Source organism: Vibrio iocasae, assembly GCF_042245395.1.
In the GTDB taxonomy this organism is placed as follows: Bacteria; Pseudomonadota; Gammaproteobacteria; order Enterobacterales; family Vibrionaceae; genus Vibrio; species Vibrio iocasae.
The window spans coordinates 834,338-852,981 of the sequence record NZ_CP145311.1; the positions used below are offsets into that span (position 1 = coordinate 834,338).

Consider the following 18,644-nt stretch of genomic DNA (forward strand, 5'->3'; position numbering starts at 1 on the left):
GTATCTAACCGTAAGTTACAATATAGCGAGCTGGCTTGTGATTCATGGCTAGAACCATATTAAGAACCACAGCTCCCAGTACGGATAGTACCAACATCCATCCCGGAATAAAGAACATGGATGCGACAAGGATTGTACAGTCAATCAACATCTGAACTTTCCCTGCCGGGATGCCTTTTTTATCCTGTACCAGAAGGCAAAAGATATTAAAGCCACCGAGACTAGAACGATGGCGGAATAGTATCAGCATACCTAATCCCATCAAAAGGCCACCAACGATGGCGCAGTAGACTTCGTTTACTTTATCCAGATGAATAAACGTATCCAGATGATCGGTTATGAACGAGACCAAAGCACCGGAAATAACGCTATTAATAGCGAAGGTCTTACCAAATCGTTTCCATCCCAGATAAAAAAATGGACAGTTGCAGAGAAAGTAGAGAGTACCGAAACTAGCTGGCATGATCTGACTGAACAACAGAGCAAGCCCAGCTGTTCCACCGGTTATCAGGTTAGCAGATTGAAGGAAAAAAATGCCCTGAGCGGTAACAAAAGTGCCTGTGAGTATTGCAATCCAATCTTCTTTTAGTGAGTGTTTTTCAGCCATCAATAAACTTTACTGGTTAAATTTTTACGCGAATAGTAGAGAAAAAGTTATTTTTTCGGTAGCTTGAGACAATAATTAATGGTAAACCTGTGTAATCTGCTTTTTACGGACTGTAAAGCACAGAGTTGACAGCGAATAGGAAGTACCTTAATAAGGCTTTTTATGAGCTGCATTCAAATGGAACATGAAAAATCTGCATAAAGAAATGTTGTTAAGTGGCTTTCTGACCAAAATCAATTTAGGTAGAATATCGCCACCAATTAAGCTTGCGAAAACGTTTGCTTAAGTCATATTTCTACATTGTGACTGCATGACGCAGTTTTTATGTGTGGTTTTATCGAAATATCAGAATATCTGAGTCAGGAGATACAGATGCTAAAGCGTGACATGAACATCGCCGATTATGATGCGGAACTATTCGCGGCAATCCAGGAAGAGACTCTTCGTCAGGAAGAGCATATCGAGCTAATCGCTTCAGAAAACTACACTAGCCCACGAGTGATGGAAGCTCAGGGCTCTCAGCTAACAAACAAGTATGCAGAAGGCTACCCGGGTAAGCGTTACTACGGTGGTTGTGAGTATGTTGATAAAGCTGAAGCTCTAGCGATCGATCGCGCATGTCAGCTGTTTGAGTGTGAGTACGCTAACGTTCAGCCACACTCCGGCTCTCAGGCAAACAGTGCTGTTTATATGGCACTTCTTAAGCCAGGCGACACAGTACTGGGTATGAGCCTGGCTCACGGTGGTCACCTGACTCACGGTTCTCCGGTTAACTTCTCTGGTAAGCACTACAATGTAATTCCTTATGGTATCGATGAAGCTGGTCAGATTAACTATGACGAGATGGAAGCGCTTGCACTAGAGCACAAGCCTAAGATGATCATTGGCGGTTTCTCTGCGTACTCTCAGGTTGTTGACTGGGCACGCATGCGTGAGATTGCAGACAAAGTTGACGCTTACCTGTTTGTTGATATGGCGCACGTTGCTGGCTTGATTGCAGCAGGTGTATACCCAACGCCACTTCCACACGCTCATGTGGTTACTACTACTACGCACAAAACACTAGCGGGTCCTCGCGGTGGTCTGATCCTGTCTAATGCGGGTGAAGATATGTATAAGAAGCTGAACTCTGCAGTATTCCCAGGTGGTCAGGGCGGCCCTCTGATGCATGTTATCGCGGGTAAAGCGGTAGCATTCAAAGAAGCTATGGAGCCAGAGTTTAAAGAGTATCAGGCGCGCGTTGTAGTTAACGCAAAAGCGATGGTATCTGAGTTTATGGCTCGTGGTTACAATATTGTTTCCGGCTCTACAGAAAACCACCTGTTTCTTGTTGACCTTATCGACAAAGACATCACTGGTAAAGAAGCCGATGCAGCACTAGGTGCAGCTAACATCACCGTAAATAAGAACTCTGTACCAAATGACCCACGTAGCCCGTTTGTAACATCAGGTATCCGTGTAGGTACACCAGCGATTACTCGCCGTGGATTCACAGAAGAAGATGCGAAAACACTGGCTGGCTGGATGTGTGATGTGCTTGATAACATCAATGACGAAGCGGTTATCGAAGCAACGAAACAGAAAGTGCTAGATATCTGTAAGCGTCTGCCTGTTTACGCTTAATTTCGTCGTCAATTTGGTGATTTCGTTGTCGGAAGTGCTCATGTACTAGCGTACACTCCGCGCTTCCTCCTAGAACTCACTAATTTTCGTTATGAATGGTTCTATTTCTGCGTCAAAGGTGCTCATTTACTATCGTAAACTCCGCGCCTTTTCCTTGAACTAAAACCATTCATTTAGAAATTAGCTTTGAAAGTAAATAGCTAAGACAGTACATAAAAAACGCGAGTTGTTTGCACAACTCGCGTTTTTAATACTTTGCCTACAGCCTACAGCCTACAGCCTACAGCCTACAGCCTACAGCCTACAGCCTTTATTCTGCTTTATTGATGCTTAATGTAGTACCTGACTTACACTGGAATGAGTAGTAACGACGGCTTTCGTTGAATTTTGAAAGACCTTCACCGGTACAGTAATCGATATTGATGTCACGCATAATTTCCAGCGTCTCTTCACTATTCATTGTGAACTTAGAGCCATCGGCACAGATGATGCGCACACGCCCGTCATCGCTTACAGAATAAACATCAACTTCCGTATTGCAGAGCTCGAACGAGGCATCCAGATAATTGTCGTTTTGAGTATTTGATGAACATCCTGCAAGTGCTACAGCTGCAAAAATGCTTAATAAACCAAGCTTTTTCATTCGGCTATTCCTTTTTCTACAATCTCTTAGGGGTACTATAGTCTATAAGTAGACCTTACCTCAAAGTATCCGTTCACACAAAATTACTTTACTTCAACACCTTGTGCCTGAAGGTCAGCATGATAAGAAGATCGTACAAAAGGACCACAAGCCGCATGAGTAAATCCTAGCTCAAGAGCAATCTCTTTTAGCTCCTCAAATTCTTCTGGTGGAACGTAACGTTCTACAGGAAGGTGGTGACGACTCGGTGCCAGATATTGGCCCAGAGTAAGCATGGTGACGCCGTGGGCACGAAGATCTTTAAGTACTTCGACAATCTCTTCTTTCGTTTCACCCAGGCCCATCATTAGTCCCGACTTAGTCGGAATGTCAGGATGCTGTTCTTTGAACTTCTGCAGGAGTTTCAGAGACCATTTGTAGTTCGCCCCCGGACGCGCTTTTCGGTATAGGCGAGGAGCTGTCTCAAGGTTGTGGTTGAACACGTCTGGTGGATTATCCTTCATTAGCTCTAATGCTGTATCCATTCTGCCTCGAAAGTCCGGGACAAGAGTTTCTATACGGATATCCGGGTTAAGTGCACGAATTTCACGGTTACAGTCGGCAAAATGCTGGGCTCCGCCATCTCGTAGATCATCCCGGTCTACAGAGGTGATAACAACATATTGTAGTCCCATATCACTAATGGTTTTCGCCAGATGAGCTGGTTCTTCTGTATCAGGAGTTAATGGGCGACCATGGGCAACATCGCAAAATGGGCAACGTCTGGTACAAATCGCACCAAGTATCATAAAAGTAGCGGTGCCGTGATTAAAGCATTCAGCTAGGTTAGGGCAAGAAGCTTCTTCGCAAACAGAATGAAGCTTGTTTTTCCGCATTGCAGATTTGATACTCTGGATTCGCTTACTATCAGATGGAAGTTTTATTTTCATCCATTCAGGCTTTCTTAAAACTTCTTTTTGCTCTGATGGCATGTTTTTAACCGGGATCAGAGCCATTTTGTCAGCGTCTCTATATTTAACGCCTTTTTCCATTTGGATTGGTTTGCTCATAGTTTCAGTGTTCTTTTATACGTTATTTATTGCTTCAGGTTGAATGACTTCAACACTTGTGTAATTTAATAGAGGTGTGAGTTGTTTGACAAGCTCATCGCTGACTTGCAACAAATCATTCGGACCTCCTAGTTCAGATACCTGCACCATTTCCATACCAGCATAGCCGCAAGGATTTATCCGAAGAAAAGGGGCTAGGTCCATGTTTATGTTGAGTGCAAGGCCGTGAAAAGAGCAGCCCTTGCGAATACGGAGTCCAAGGGAGCAGATTTTTCTTCCATCCACGTAGACACCCGGAGCATCCGGCCTTGCTGCCGATTGAATACCCAAGCTGTCTAATGTTTTGATGACCAGATTCTCTATGTGAGTAACCAGATCCCGTACTCCAAGGTTCTTTCGTCGCAGATTAATCATGAAGTAAGCAACGAGTTGACCGGGACCGTGATAGGTAACTTGCCCGCCCCTGTCACTCTGAACCACCGGGATATCACCAGTTTTCAGTAAATGCTCTTCTTTGCCTGCCTGGCCTTGCGTAAAGACGGGTTTGTGCTCAACTAACCATACTTCGTCAACGGTTTCATCCGTTCTGGTGTCAGTGAATTCGTGCATTGCACGCCAGACGGGCTCGTACTCTTGTAGGCCGAGGTACTTTACAATCAGTTTATCTGCAACGTCAGTCAAAACACTCTTCACACTCTAGTTAATAAAGTGATCGCATTATAAACGTCTTTAAGTGTTAGAACTATATTAAAGTTACAGGAACTTAAAATATTGTTATAACTTTTGTTGAAAATTTTGAAGAAGGCGAGATAAATGAGATTGAATACTTGCTTATACAGATACAAAAACAGCGGCTAGAATTGCCGCTGTTTTAATAGGATCTACTTTTCGCGAGTCGGTGATTACAGAACCATTCTCACGATTTCAATTTCGCCTAGCTCTTTATAAAGAGTTTCAACCTGCTCAACAGATGTTGCAGTGATGGTAACTGACACAGAGTTATAAGTGCCTTTGCCACTCGGTTTTACCGAAGGGCTGTAGTCACCAGGAGCATGTTTCTGAATCACTTCCAGAACCAATTCAGGAAGTTCAGGTTTTGCATAACCCATTACCTTGTAAGTGAACTGACAAGGGAACTCTAAGAGATCTTTTAGCTTTGGCTGCTCTTGCATTATTAACTCCGGATACTAAGTTGACCGCGAATATTACGCTCAATAGAGGAGGAACTCAAGTGAAACAAAAAGCGCGAGTATTTCTCACTCGCGCTTGTGGGGTATATGCTTGTTCAGCTTAATTAGAACCAGCTTTTGAACAATAGAACGATGTAATCGATCAGACGACTGAACAGGCTACCTTGTTCCACATCTTCAAGAGCAAGAAGTGGGTATTCCGCAATATCTTCACCATCAATCTGGTAGTAAAGTGTACCGACAACATCACCTTGTGAAATTGGCGCTCTTAGCTCTTTTTCAAGAACGAAGCTTGCTTTCAGGTTTTTCGCCTGACCACGAGGCAGAGTTACAAATGTATCTTGCGCAACACCCAGAGCTACGTTTTCCTGTGAACCCATCCAGATACGCTCGTTTACAAATGTTTCACCCGCTTTATGAGGTGCAACTGTTTCGAAGAAACGGAAGCCGTAGTTAAGAAGTTTCTTGCTTTCAGCTTTACGAGCATTTTCACTCTTAGTGCCCATTACAACCGCTACAAGGCGCATTTTGCCTTCAGTTGCCGAACTTACAAGGCTATATCCAGCATTAGAGGTATGACCGGTTTTGATACCGTCAACATTCATGCTTTTATCCCAAAGCAGACCGTTTCGGTTGTATTGGGTAATACCGTTGTAAGAGAATTTCTTCTCTGAGTAGATTGCGTATTCTTCCGGTACATCACGAATAAGTGCACGGCCTAGTAGAGCCATATCATATGGTGTTGAGTACAGGTTAGGGTTGTCCAGACCGTGAACGTTTGCAAAATGGGTGTTGTCCATACCAATAGACTGTGCCCATGCATTCATTAGGTCGACAAATGCATCTTCAGAACCGGCTACATGTTCAGCCATTGCCACACATGCGTCGTTACCAGACTGAACGATGATGCCTCGGTTCAGGTCTTCAACTTTGACAGTTGTACCTACTTCGATAAACATCTTCGAAGAATCAGGGTAGTTTTTCGCCCAGGCATTTTTGCTGATAACCACATCATCTTGTAGAGAGATGTTACCGCGAGCCAGTTCCTGGCCGATAACATAGCTGGTCATCATCTTAGTCAGGCTGGCAGGAGATAGCTTGGTATCTTTCTCTTTTTCAGCCAGAACCTTACCTGAGTTGAAGTCGATCAGAACATAACCTTTCGCAGCAATTTGCGGAGCATCAGGAACAACGATTGGTGCTGATTGTGCCATGCCTGCGGTCAGCAGTGTTGTTGAAACAAGTAAAGATTTGAGTAGGTTTTTTGATTTAATCATTGTTAGTTCGAACGTTTAAGCTAATTTTTGTACCTTAACGAAATCCTTCCGCTAAGCTCGAATTCTTATTTGCCTGACACTATGACAAAAATTGCCATTATGTGCTAGCGATGAAGCTATTTTTACTGTGTTATCTTCTTAATAAATGCCCCTGAGTAGCCACCTTGCTTCACCTTTTCTAGTGTTTTCTCAGATTTCATATAGTTATTGAAAGGACCAAGCATCGCTCTAAATGTCCCATCCTTGCTTTCTACGAAAGAGTCTACAGAAAACTGTTGTTCTAGCTCTTTGGCCAAAGAGTTTGTTCTTTGTTCATGTTTTGATGCTACCACCTGAATGGCATAGTGAATGGCCGGACTGTTTCTTTCAACACTGATGTGTTCAATTTCTACATTGGCAGTACCGGTTTTCACGACATCGAGTTTATAAGCAGCAGCATAACTCAGATCAATGATACGTCCTTCGTGAAAAGGCCCCCGGTCATTGATCCTAACAATGGCCTCTTTACCATTGTCAAGGTTAGTGACTTTCACGTAACTTGGGATCGGTAACGTTTTGTGTGCCGCTGACATAGAGTACATGTCATATATCTCACCGTTTGAAGTGAGGTGTCCATGAAACTTCTTCCCGTACCACGAAGCTTCACCTTTTTGAGTGAAACCTTTGGGATCTTTTATAATCTTGTAAGACTCTCCTCGGAGTGAATAGTTCCGGTTTCCTCCCCGACTATAAGGTTCGTACTTAGGATGAGCGTCTTCAATATGGTCTACAGACAGTGGCTTTTCGGGAGCAACATCGTCAGCAATAGAGTATCTGCCGGAACTTGAACATCCGGAAATAATCAGCAGAAAGAGTAGTGTAGCTACCGCGTTTTTTAAGGTCATTACGTTGTCTTTGAAAGCATTTTTCGGTGTGTATGGATAGACATAAGTATCCCGAAACCAGCCATCAGTGTCACCATAGAGGTACCACCATAACTGATAAGAGGAAGAGGTACGCCTACAACTGGCAGGATCCCGCTAACCATTCCTATGTTTACAAAGATATAAACAAAGAAGCTTAATACGATGCTTCCCGCCATCATTCGCCCAAATGCAGTCTGAGCATTGCTGGCCAGAAATAGCCCTCTCCCAATCACAAACAGGTATAGAGCTAATAGCATTAGGATGCCCAGCATACCCCATTCTTCTGCGATAACTGCAAAGATAAAGTCAGTATGCCTCTCAGGGAGGAATTCTAGCTGAGATTGCGTGCCCTGTAGCCAGCCTTTGCCTGTAATACCACCTGAACCAATTGCGATTTTACTTTGGATGATATGATACCCCGCACCGAGTGGATCGGATTCGGGATCAAACAGGGTTCTTACCCTTACTTTTTGATACTCCCTCATCAGGAAGAACCACAACACAGGGATAAAGCCACCAATCGCAATACCAGCCGCAAAGATGATGCGCCAGCTAATACCCGCTAAAAATATGACGAAGATACCAGAAGCAGCAATCAGAATTGATGTACCAAGGTCAGGTTGCTTTGCAATTAGAATCGTAGGAAGACAAACCAGAATCAAAGAGACAACCAGAACTTTGAAGGTAGGTGGCAAAGGCTTTTTACCTATATACCGAGCGACCATTAACGGTACGGCAAGTTTAAGCAACTCTGAAGGTTGAAAGCGAACAAAGCCAAGGTTCAACCAGCGCTGGGCCCCTTTGGATGCTTCACCAAAGAAGAGTACACCAAAAAGCAAAGCGACTCCGGCTACAAATAAGATGGGAGCCAGAGCTTCGTAGGTTCGTGGGGATATTTGAGCCAAAGCAACCATGACGCCGAGCGATAGAAGCATACGCATGGCCTGGCGATCCATCATTCCCATATCCTGACCACTGGCGCTATACATAACAAGAAGCCCGAACACCATTATCAGCATTAAACCAATGAGCAGTGGCAAATCGATATGAAATCGTTCAAAGAGGATCCGGCTTTTTCCGGTTGAAGGATCTAGTTTCACTGTTCTTCTGCCTCTTCTTTTTTACCTAGCAACACATAGTCGAAAATTTTACGTACTACTGGCGCGCCATTTGTTGAACCGCCACCGGCATTTTCAAGCACGACGGTTGCTATTACTTCAGGTTTTTCAAGAGGAGCAAAACCTGTGAACAGAGCGTGGTCCCGTAGGTTTTCAGCAATCTCGTCCGCGTTGTACTCTTCGTCTTCTTTCAATCCAAATACCTGTGCAGTACCTGACTTACCGCCACTCTTGTATTTCAACCCCTGGAATGCCCTTCGAGCTGTACCTTTCTTACCATGGTTAACCAAGTACATACCTTCTATAGACATGTCCCAGTACTTTTCTGTTACGCCTGTGATCGGTGGATACTGTTCCGGTGGCTCAAGTGTTTCAATATCGACATCCTGAGAGGTATCAATGGTAGCTCTCAGAAGGTGAGGTGCCATTACCTCTCCACGATGAATAAGAACGGAAGTCGCTTTAGCGATCTGCATTGGTGTGGCAGTCCAGTAACCTTGTCCGATACCTACGGGGATTGTGTCCCCCTGATACCATGGTGTTCTGTGTCGGTTCATCTTCCATTCGCGGGTAGGCATGTTTGCCTTGCTCTCCTCGTGAATATCGATGCCAGTATAATCACCAAAACCGAACATCATCATCCAGCGGGAAATTCGGTCTATGCCCATGTCATAAGCGATCTGGTAGAAGAATGTATCGACAGATTCTTCGATAGACTGGACAATATTCACTCTTCCGTGTCCCCATCTTAACCAGTCACGGAATGGTTTGGTTTTCGAGTTAGGGATCTTCCAGTAACCCGGATCATTACGAGTGGTGTATGGCGTAACTACCTCTTCTTGCAGGGCAGCAACCGCAATAAACGGCTTTACTGTCGATGCTGGAGGGTAGATACCTAGAGTTGTACGGTTTACAAGCGGACGGTTTTTGTCATTAAGTAACTTACGATAGTCCGGCCCGGAAATTCCGTGAACAAAGGCATTCGGATCATAGCTTGGGCTGGATACCATCGCTAATACCCCGTTGTCTGCAGGATCTAGGACAACAGCGGAGCCTCTTCGACTATCTAGCTGACGATAGACGTATAGCTGCAGATCGATATCCAGATTCAGAACAATATCTTTTCCCGGTACAGGTGGGACATACTTCAATGTTCGGATAATTCTTCCACGACTGTTAACTTCAACTTCCTGATAGCCAGGAGTGCCGTGCAAAACATCTTCGTAGTAACGTTCGATACCCAATTTACCGATATCGTGTGTCGCCTGGTAATCTGAGTCTTTGTCTTCGCGGATCAGGCGTTGCATATCACGGTCATTAATTCGTGATACATAGCCTAAGACATGCGTCAGAGCTGAACCGTATGGGTAATGTCGCTTTAGGGTTGCTGTAACCTCAACACCTGGAAAGCGATATTGCTGAACTGAAAAGATCGCTACTTGCTCTTCTGTTAACTGAGTCAGCAAGGGAACAGATTTAAAGCGGCGGGTCCTGCGTCGATCTTTATGAAACGAAGTAACACGCTCGGGGCTAATTTCTAGAATCTTTTGAAGATTGACGATGGTTTCATCAATGTTTTTGATTTTTTCTGGTGTAAGTTCCAGATTAAAAACAGGACGATTCTCCGCAAGAATTTTTCCGTTTCGGTCATATATCAACCCGCGGTTCGGTGCGATTGGTACAACTTTAATACGGTTGTCATTAGAACGGGTTTTATAATCCTGATACTGATTGACCTGAATGTTATATAGGTTGGTAATCAGTAGTCCAACAAGAAAAACGATACCGATAAATGAAACGATGGCTCTGTTACGAAACAGAAACATCTCCGCATTATGGTCCCTTATTTGCGTACGCCTGCGTCTCATTCCTGGTTATTCTCTGTGGTACGGATGGTTTGTCGTTATGCTCCAGGCACGATATAAGCTCTCTGCCATTACGATACGCACAAGAGGGTGGGGCATAGTTAAAGGTGAGAGTGACCAGCTTTGATCTGCTGCGGCTTTACATGCTGGTGCCAAACCTTCAGGGCCACCAATCAATATTGAAACATCTCGGCCATCCAGCTTCCAGCTCTCTAATTGTTGAGCTAATTGTGGTGTATCCCAGCGTTTACCTGGGATATCCAGAGTAACAATGCGATTTCCCTTTGGAACTGCAGCAAGCATCTGCTCACCTTCTTTTTGAAGGATACGGGCAATATCAGCATTTTTGCCCCGTTTACCTGCGGGAATCTCGACTAGCTCAAGAGGCATATCATGAGGAAACCTGCGTTTGTATTCCTGAAAGCCTTCTTCTACCCATTTAGGCATTTTTGTACCGACTGCAATTAGCTGGATCTTCAATCTCTAGCTCCACAACTTTTCTAGCTGATACAGTTCGCGTTGCTCTTCCTGCATAACGTGAACCATCACGCTACCCATATCCAGAACAACCCATTCGCCTTCATTTTCACCATCGATACCGTAAGGTGTCATACCTGCATTCTTTGCTTCTGATGCAACATTATCAGCGATAGAAGTGACGTGGCGTTTAGATGTGCCAGTACAAATTACCATGTAGTCAGTCACGCTGGATTTATCAATAACGTTCAGTGTTACGATATCTTCTGCTTTCATGTCGTCAGCTTTATCGACAAGAAAGTCTTTTAGTTCTTCAAGTTGCAATGTTTTACCTCAGCAAATATCAGTGTTACAGGGATTATTATATCACCCTTTTCCTGCTGCTAACGGCAGGATACTTTTAGATGAGCACAACTCAATCGAAAGGCGGTTGATATCCAACCAACCTGAACTTTCATATTGGGTTTTAGCCATTATTTCTATTTTAGTCAGCTCTCGATAGCTATGTGTCAAACTCTTGTATGACAGCCTGTTGAGGGCTGCGTTGTAGAGTGGACGTTTACTTTGCCAGATTCGATGTTTGTCAAAAAGTGCACCGGGATTATTCATCCCTTGGCTTTCCCGCTTAAGTTCAAGGAGTAGCTGGAGCTCTTTTTGCAAGGTTCTAAGCAAAATGATGGGCTCTACTCCCTCTGCTTCCAACTGGCGCAAAATCCGTAAAGCACGATTCGGCTTACCCGCCAGCACAGCATCCATCCAATGAAAAGCAGTGAAGTGATTGTGTCTACTTAGAGACTCTTCAATACGAACAAGCGTCAAAACACCATCTGGATATAGGAGAGAGAGCTTCTCTAGACTTTGTGAGAGCGCCAGAAGGTTTCCTTCGTGCCACTGGGCAAGCATTTGAAGCGCTTCTGGGTCCGGTTTCAGACCAAGTTTAAAGCAGCGTGTCTGAATGAAACTTGGCAGTCTTGATATGTCAGGGGTTAGACAGCTAACCCAGATACCTTTCTGATTGAATGTCTTAAACCATTTCGCATTTTCTTGCTGCTTAGTCAGTTTGCTACCAGTGACTAGAAGAACGACATCTTCATTAAGATTATCACTAAGTGAAATGAGCTCTTTACTTGCGCCTGCATTGATTCCTGATTCTGGAATCTCAAGCTCAATGACTTTTTTAGAAGAGAACAAGCTCAATGCCTGACAGCAATCATAAACATCATTCCAGTTAATGTTGCTGTCGACTACGAACTGGTGTTTTTCATCGAATCCGGCCTGAACGGCCACACTGTATATCTGGTCCCGGCTTTCAAGTAGGAGCAGGGGCTCATTACCAAAGACCAGATAGATGTTACTGAGTTGACGAGCCAGGTTGTCTGAAAGTTTTTCTGCGAAAATACGCATCAATTTGTCGTTTCGCTGCTACTTTTTGATTCTGGTAGTTCGTCAAACTCTTCAGCTTCAAGTTCTTGTTGCTCAAGCTGATAACTTAGTCGAGCCATTTGACGAATAATCTGTACGGCAGACTGCTCAATCATCTCCTGCTCCAGCATCTCTTCTTCTACAGACTTTGCAAGTGCGGTTTGAGGGTTACTTAGGTAGGTACGATATGCTGTCGTGGTAAAGGTTCTTGAACCAATTTCAGGAATAGTCACCCTATAGCTGGCGGTATAAGTCAGTTCTTTTTCCGCAGCCTGTCCGTTCTGGTAGAGAGATACGGTTCTTTCTCCCAGAGAGCCACTAACCAAGTGAATGTTAGAGATATCTTTTGCTGGAGTGACAGTTTTAATGTCATTCAACCTTAACTGTGCCTCAACAGCACGAGTTAGCCGGCTATATTGGTCATAGCTGGTTAATGAAAAATCAGAAATTTCTTCCGGTACCAGATAGCTACCGCGGAAATGGAAACCACAGGCAGACAGGCTTCCTGCCAGCAGTAAAATGATGGATAACTTTATCGGGAATGCTGATAACAGTGATTTCACAAAATGCTCTCTATTTTGTTTATTTATACTTAGCTAAAGTCAGTGCTGTTTTGCTTAACTACTTGAGCCAGTGTGGCTATGCTGGAACAAACATACAAGGGCATGGATGCCCTTGTTTAAGCGAACATGGATGTCTTGAGCGGTTTGTGGAAGCATATCCACATTGGCGCTCTCAACCACCGAGCTTAGATAAATATAAACAGGGTGAATGTTCACCCTGTTTAAAGACATTTTATAGCGAAATTAGTTCGCTACAATGTTCAGAAGTTTGCCTGGTACATAAATTACTTTACGTACAGTCTTACCTTCAGTGAACTTAACAACGTGTTCATCTGCAAGACCTAGTGCTTCTACTTCTTCTTTAGAAGCATCTGCAGCAACGGTTAGTTTCGCACGAAGTTTGCCGTTCACCTGAACAACGATCAGTTTTTCATCTTCAACCATCGCCTTGTCGTCAGCTACCGGCCACGTTGCTGTATCGATACCTGATTCACCCAGCGCTTCCCATAGCTCGTAAGAGATATGAGGAGTGATTGGGTAAAGCATACGAACGACTGCTTTTAGTGCTTCATCAAGGATAGCTCGGTCTTGATCTGACTCCTGACCAGCTTTTGCCAGCTTGTTCATCAGTTCCATGATTGCAGCGATTGCAGTGTTGTATGTCTGGCGACGTTCGATATCATCAGTTACTTTTGCGATAGTTTTGTGAACATCGCGACGAATAGCTTTCTGGTCAGCGGTTAGTGCAGAAGTATCAACGGCAGTAGCTTCACCTTTAGACGTATGGTCTTTAACAAGCTTCCATACACGCTTAAGGAAGCGGTTTGCGCCTTCTACGCCAGATTCCTGCCACTCAAGCGTCATATCTGCCGGAGAAGCAAACATCATAAACAGACGTACTGTATCTGCACCGTACTTGTCTACCATCTCCTGAGGGTCGATACCGTTGTTCTTAGACTTAGACATCTTAGTCATGCCTGTGTGAACAACCTCGTTACCTTCGTTGTCGATAGCTTTAACGATACGGCCTTTCTCGTCGCGCTCTACAGTCACATCAGTCGGAGAAACCCAAACTTTTGCACCTTTCTCATTGTTGTAGTAGTACGCGTCAGCCAGAACCATGCCCTGACATAACAGCTTCTTAAATGGTTCGTCGCTGTTTACCATGCCTGCATCGCGAAGCAGTTTATGGAAGAAGCGAGAGTACAGAAGGTGCATACATGCGTGCTCGATACCACCGATGTATTGGTCTACTGGCAGCCAGTAGTTCGCTGCATCTGCATCCAGCATTTCATCTGCTTGTGGTGAACAGTAACGTGCGTAATACCAGCTTGATTCCATAAAGGTATCGAAGGTATCTGTTTCACGAAGTGCAGGCTCACCGTTGAAGGTGGTTTCTGCCCAGCTCTTGTCAGCTTTGATTGGGCTGGTAACGCCATCCATTACTACATCTTCAGGAAGAATCACTGGTAGCTGGTCAGCAGGTACCGGGTGAACTTCGCCATCTTCAGTGGTTACCATTGGAATTGGAGCACCCCAGTAACGCTGACGGGATACACCCCAGTCACGTAGACGGAAGTTAACGGTTTTCTCACCTTTACCTTCAGATTCCAGTTTTGCAGCAATAGCATCAAACGCTTGCTGGAAATCCATACCGTCGAACTCACCAGAATCAAAGCAGATACCTTTTTCAGTGTATGCCGCTTCAGAGATATCCAGCTCGCTACCGTCAGCAGGTTTGATTACAGGAACGATATCCAGACCGTACTTAGTTGCAAACTCGTAGTCACGCTGATCGTGCCCTGGTACCGCCATTACCGCGCCAGTACCGTAATCCATAAGTACGAAGTTAGCCACGTAGATTGGTACTTCACGGCCATTCAGAGGATGGACAGCCTTAAGGCCAGTATCCATTCCTTTCTTTTCCATTGTTGCCATATCTGCTTCGGCAACTTTGTTGTTCTTACATTCGTCGATAAATGCAGCCAGGTCAGCGTTGTTCTCAGCAGCCAGTGCCGCTAGAGGGTGACCAGCCGCGATACCAACGTAAGTTACGCCCATTAGCGTATCAGGACGTGTTGTATAAACTTCAAGATCTTCCTGACCAGAAACAGCAAACTTCAGCTCAACACCTTCAGAACGGCCAATCCAGTTGCGCTGCATGGTCTTAACCATTTCTGGCCAGCCATCCATGTTGTCCAGTTCGTCAAGCAGCTCCTGAGCGTAAGCGGTAATCTTAATAGACCACTGAGGAATCTCTTTCTGCTCTACTGGAGTATCACAGCGCCAGCAGCAGCCATCTTCAACCTGCTCGTTAGCCAGTACTGTCTGATCGTTCGGACACCAGTTAACCGCTGAAGTCTTCTTATAAACTAAGCCTTTTTCATAAAGCTTAGTGAAGAACTCCTGTTCCCAACGGTAGTACTCAGGGGTACAGGTTGCGAACTCACGGTTCCAGTCGTAGCCGAAGCCCAGCAGTTTAAGCTGGTTCTTCATATATTCGATGTTTTCATAAGTCCACGGAGCTGGTGCCGTTTTGTTTTTAACAGCAGCATTCTCAGCAGGCAGGCCGAATGCATCCCAGCCGATTGGCTGCATGACATTTTTACCTTGCAGACGCTGGAAGCGGGAAACAACATCACCGATAGTGTAGTTACGCACGTGACCCATGTGGAGTCGGCCACTTGGGTAAGGGAACATTGAGAGACAGTAGAATTTTTCTTTGCTTGGGTCTTCAGTTACGACAAACGTTTTGTTGTCATCCCAGTGCTTTTGAACTTTCTGTTCAATATCTTGCGGATTATATTGCTCTTGCATCGATGATTTCCGGTTATCTTGGAATATGTGAGATCGGTTAGATCGAATAAATATAGATCGGCATAGAATACCTAAAGGAAGGACAAGCTACAATAACTATAAGAGATTGAAATAATCAAAGAGTGGAGGATGCGTATGCCAAAGCGTAAAGCAGGTTATGAAGAGAAGTTTGAAGAGGTAGTAGAAACGCTGAAACATAGCCCGGAGGAGATCAACAAGGTACTGGAAACCTCTGAAGAAGTTGCCCATGCCGCCAGTGATATGACGAAAGATGAGCTCTCTTTAATTTCGGCTTATATGAAGGCAGATTTAAAAGAATTTTCAGAGAACTACGAAGAGAGCAAAAGCAGTCCGTTCTCCATTATGATTGCCGATTCAATGTGGCAGGCGCTGCTTGATATAACAGATAGAACTAAGATTGAATGGATCGAGATGTTTGAGGATATTGAGCATCAGGGTATTTATAAGGCGGGTGACGTCATCGGTCTTGGGCATCTGATCTGTGAGAAGTGTGGTCACAAGACTCAATATATTCACCCAACAGTGATTGAGCCTTGTGCCAAGTGCGGTGCAGACGAGTTTAGCCGTATACCGCTGAAGCCATAAATTAGCCTTCTGAACGCTTTTTCCAGCTAAAACCTAGTGCCACTAGTACAAAGATTACCAGTGGCCAGCTTCCAAGTGTCCTGAATGGCGTCATGCCTGTAGACGACACAACCTCTGCTCTCAGTACCTCAGTTTTAAACTGGGGTATCGCTTCTGTAATGTTACCTTGATAGTCCGTTACCGCGGTTACGCCATTGTTGGTTGCACGGATTACCGGTTTACCTGTTTCCAGAGCCCGCATACGAGCGATTTCCATATGCTGCAGTGGACCAATTGACTCTCCAAACCAGGCATCATTGGATAATGTCAGGATAAAATCGGTATCTTCGGTAATGTTTCTTCGAACCTGATCGCCAAAGATAATTTCGTAACACAGGGCGGTGACCAGATGCCTATCTTTGGCAACGATGTTGTCCTGAATAAAGTCTCCACGGCTGAATGAAGACATCGGCAGGTTAAAGAAAGGTGCGATGGGCCTTAATAAATCTTCAAACGGCACAAACTCACCAAACGGAAGCAAGTGGTGCTTATGATACCTAGACTGTGTCTTGTAGTCGTACTCACCATTAGGAGTTTCACCAAGTGTAAGAACGCTGTTATAGAACCGTCCCATCTCATTTTGAGTAATAACGCCAGTAATCAGCGCAGACTCGTTGAGTCGAGCTGCAGAGTCGACATTGCTTAAAAAGCGTGGAAGCTCTTTTTCAACCGCTGGTATCGCAGCTTCTGGCCAAATAATGATATCAGCGTCCCAGTTGGCTCTGCTTAGATCCATAAACTTCATTAAAGTAGGCCAACGTTCTGTTGGTAACCACTTCAGCTCTTGTGGGATATTCCCCTGAATCAATGCGAACGAAGTTTTACTGTCCGGGTTTGGCTTAACCCATTGAATGGATTGGGTTATGTAACCAAGTGCAAATATCAGGATAGGTGTTATTAACCACTTCCATTGTTTGTTAAGTGCAACATAAGTAATGGTTGATGCACAAAGCAATACCATAAGAGTTACGAGCTGTACTCCTCCAACCGGAGCAAAGCCAGAAAGGGGGCTATCTATTTGGCTGTATCCGAGCCAAAGCCACGGAAACCCAGTAAATACCCAGCCTCGGGCCCAGTCTGAAAGTAACCAGAGCGCAGGGATAGCGAGGAAGTATTTTGCGGCAGATTTTCTTGGGAAAAATCTATTGGTTAATCCTGTTGCCAATGCGGGATAAATTGAGAGGTAGCAGATGAGTAAAACCATTAGGAAAATGCTGGCTGCTTTAGGCATACCTCCAAACGTGTCGATACTTACATGAACCCAGCTTAGGCCTGTGGCGAAATGACCAACTCCCCAGAAGAAACCGATCAGCATAGCCGAGCGGGTGGAAGCATTGTAGATTAAGAGAAAGAGTACAGCTGGGCTCAGTATGGCCAAAGGCCAGATTTGATACGGAGCATAAGCCAGAGTTGTACAGGCGCCAACAAAAGCGGCCAGTAAAGGCCGCAGTAGGCGATGATTCAATTTATGTATCATCGTATATATTTACCTAGAAATTGACAGGTATTTGTTTGTCGTAGAAAAGAATGATTACTCTTCAATATCTGGAAGAATTTCCTCATCAGGTACAGTAACCTGAAGCTGAACAACTCTACGGTTATCCGCCGCGGTTACTTTAAAGCTATAGCCATCGATATCAACAACTTCACCGCGTGTTGGTAAATGGCCAAAACTTGTCATTACCATACCACCGATAGTATCCACCTCGTCATCACTAAAATTAGTGCCAAAGGTTTCGTTGAACTCTTCGATCTCAGTTAACGCTTTAACTGAATAGGTATGCTTGCTGAGCTTGCGGATATCTGCTTCATCTTCATCGTCGAATTCATCTTCGATTTCACCAACGATCTCTTCAAGGATATCCTCAATGGTTACCAGACCTGAAACACCACCAAATTCATCGACAACAATGGCCATATGGTAACGTTCTTCACGAAATTCCTTTAGTAGCCTGTCTACACGCTTACTTTCTGGAACAACAACTGCTGGGCGGATAACCTGCTCTATCTTGAACGGAGCACTATCTGAGCCTAAGTATTTAAGTAAGTCCTTCGCTAAAAGAATGCCTTCGACATGGTCTTTGTCTTCACTGATAACCGGGTAGCGAGAGTGCTGCGCATCGGTAATCAGTCCAACCAGCTGATCAAGATCGTGCTCTTTTTCAGCGGTAACCATCTGAGAGCGAGGGATCATGATATCCCTTACACGCATCTCCGATATTTCCATGACACCTTCAAGCATGTCTCTGGTGTCGTGGTCAATAAGGTCATTTACTTCCGAGTCTCTGATTACATCAACCAGTTCCTGGCGGTCTTTTGGTTCGCCCTGAAATATCTGACCCAGGCGTTCTAAGAAGGACTTTCTACTCGGACCTTCTGAGGGAGGGTTTTCTTCGTTCATGATTTCTCTTTAGTTTTCGCTATCAGATGCGTGATAGCTCGC

Annotated in this window: 18 protein-coding genes; 2 read left to right on the forward strand and 16 right to left on the reverse strand. The window is 44.6% G+C overall.

What is annotated here, in order from left to right:
• Positions 1–4: 4 nt before the first annotated feature.
• On the reverse strand, positions 5–607 hold the full coding sequence (locus tag SNR28_RS13465) for a YitT family protein (protein WP_375753085.1): 603 nt from the start codon (positions 605–607) through the stop codon (positions 5–7).
• Between the two features lie 372 nt (positions 608–979).
• On the opposite strand from SNR28_RS13465, the gene glyA reads away from it, so the two are divergent.
• Positions 980–2,230, forward strand: coding sequence for a serine hydroxymethyltransferase (glyA, locus tag SNR28_RS13470; protein WP_375753087.1), 1,251 nt, complete (start codon positions 980–982; stop codon positions 2,228–2,230).
• A 310-nt stretch (positions 2,231–2,540) separates the two neighbouring features.
• Here glyA and SNR28_RS13475 read toward each other — a convergent pair whose 3' ends face one another.
• From SNR28_RS13475 to leuS, 13 genes are all read right to left on the reverse strand, one after another.
• Positions 2,541–2,873 carry a hypothetical protein gene (locus SNR28_RS13475; RefSeq protein WP_375753088.1) on the reverse strand — a complete coding sequence of 111 codons (333 nt, stop codon included), beginning with the start codon at positions 2,871–2,873 and terminating at the stop codon, positions 2,541–2,543.
• Between the two features lie 83 nt (positions 2,874–2,956).
• Complete coding sequence (gene lipA / locus SNR28_RS13480; RefSeq protein ID WP_375753089.1) at positions 2,957–3,922, reverse strand: lipoyl synthase; 966 nt, start codon at positions 3,920–3,922, stop codon at positions 2,957–2,959.
• 15 nt (positions 3,923–3,937) lie between these two features.
• Positions 3,938–4,603, reverse strand: coding sequence for a lipoyl(octanoyl) transferase LipB (lipB, locus tag SNR28_RS13485; protein ID WP_375753090.1), 666 nt, complete (start codon positions 4,601–4,603; stop codon positions 3,938–3,940).
• 221 nt (positions 4,604–4,824) lie between these two features.
• Positions 4,825–5,094 carry a DUF493 family protein YbeD gene (gene ybeD, locus SNR28_RS13490; protein ID WP_277826171.1) on the reverse strand — a complete coding sequence of 90 codons (270 nt, stop codon included), beginning with the start codon at positions 5,092–5,094 and terminating at the stop codon, positions 4,825–4,827.
• 122 nt (positions 5,095–5,216) lie between these two features.
• The gene (locus SNR28_RS13495; RefSeq protein WP_375753091.1) at positions 5,217–6,389 is read right to left on the reverse strand and encodes a serine hydrolase; all 1,173 of its coding nucleotides are present in this window, start codon (positions 6,387–6,389) and stop codon (positions 5,217–5,219) included.
• 122 nt (positions 6,390–6,511) lie between these two features.
• The gene (locus SNR28_RS13500) at positions 6,512–7,273 is read right to left on the reverse strand and encodes a septal ring lytic transglycosylase RlpA family protein (protein WP_375753093.1); all 762 of its coding nucleotides are present in this window, start codon (positions 7,271–7,273) and stop codon (positions 6,512–6,514) included.
• Positions 7,273–8,394, reverse strand: coding sequence for a rod shape-determining protein RodA (gene rodA / locus SNR28_RS13505; RefSeq protein WP_375753095.1), 1,122 nt, complete (start codon positions 8,392–8,394; stop codon positions 7,273–7,275). The genes SNR28_RS13500 and rodA overlap by 1 nt, the downstream gene beginning before the upstream one ends.
• A complete protein-coding gene (gene mrdA / locus SNR28_RS13510; RefSeq protein ID WP_375753097.1) occupies positions 8,391–10,280 on the reverse strand; it encodes a penicillin-binding protein 2 in 1,890 nt (629 codons plus the stop codon). Before mrdA ends, rodA begins: the two co-directional genes overlap by 4 nt.
• 6 nt (positions 10,281–10,286) lie before the next feature.
• Positions 10,287–10,757, reverse strand: a complete 471-nt coding sequence (gene rlmH, locus SNR28_RS13515; RefSeq protein WP_375753098.1) for a 23S rRNA (pseudouridine(1915)-N(3))-methyltransferase RlmH — start codon at positions 10,755–10,757, stop codon at positions 10,287–10,289.
• Between the two features lie 3 nt (positions 10,758–10,760).
• Positions 10,761–11,078: a ribosome silencing factor gene (gene rsfS, locus SNR28_RS13520; RefSeq protein WP_277826184.1), complete on the reverse strand. Its 318-nt coding sequence runs from the start codon at positions 11,076–11,078 to the stop codon at positions 10,761–10,763.
• A 42-nt stretch (positions 11,079–11,120) separates the two neighbouring features.
• Entirely contained in the window at positions 11,121–12,158 is a 1,038-nt protein-coding gene (holA, locus tag SNR28_RS13525) for a DNA polymerase III subunit delta (RefSeq protein WP_375753100.1), read from the reverse strand.
• On the reverse strand, positions 12,158–12,739 hold the full coding sequence (gene lptE, locus SNR28_RS13530; protein ID WP_375753101.1) for an LPS assembly lipoprotein LptE: 582 nt from the start codon (positions 12,737–12,739) through the stop codon (positions 12,158–12,160). The genes holA and lptE overlap by 1 nt, the downstream gene beginning before the upstream one ends.
• Positions 12,740–12,982: 243 nt before the next feature.
• Positions 12,983–15,556: a leucine--tRNA ligase gene (gene leuS, locus SNR28_RS13535; protein WP_375753103.1), complete on the reverse strand. Its 2,574-nt coding sequence runs from the start codon at positions 15,554–15,556 to the stop codon at positions 12,983–12,985.
• A 135-nt stretch (positions 15,557–15,691) separates the two neighbouring features.
• Between leuS and SNR28_RS13540 the strand changes: the two genes are divergently transcribed.
• Complete coding sequence (locus SNR28_RS13540; protein WP_375753104.1) at positions 15,692–16,162, forward strand: zinc ribbon-containing protein; 471 nt, start codon at positions 15,692–15,694, stop codon at positions 16,160–16,162.
• A gap of 1 nt (position 16,163) precedes the next feature.
• Here SNR28_RS13540 and lnt read toward each other — a convergent pair whose 3' ends face one another.
• A complete protein-coding gene (gene lnt / locus SNR28_RS13545) occupies positions 16,164–17,678 on the reverse strand; it encodes an apolipoprotein N-acyltransferase (RefSeq protein WP_375753106.1) in 1,515 nt (504 codons plus the stop codon).
• A gap of 54 nt (positions 17,679–17,732) precedes the next feature.
• Positions 17,733–18,602, reverse strand: coding sequence for a CNNM family magnesium/cobalt transport protein CorC (gene corC / locus SNR28_RS13550; protein WP_375753107.1), 870 nt, complete (start codon positions 18,600–18,602; stop codon positions 17,733–17,735).
• Between the last annotated feature and the right edge of the window lie 42 nt (positions 18,603–18,644).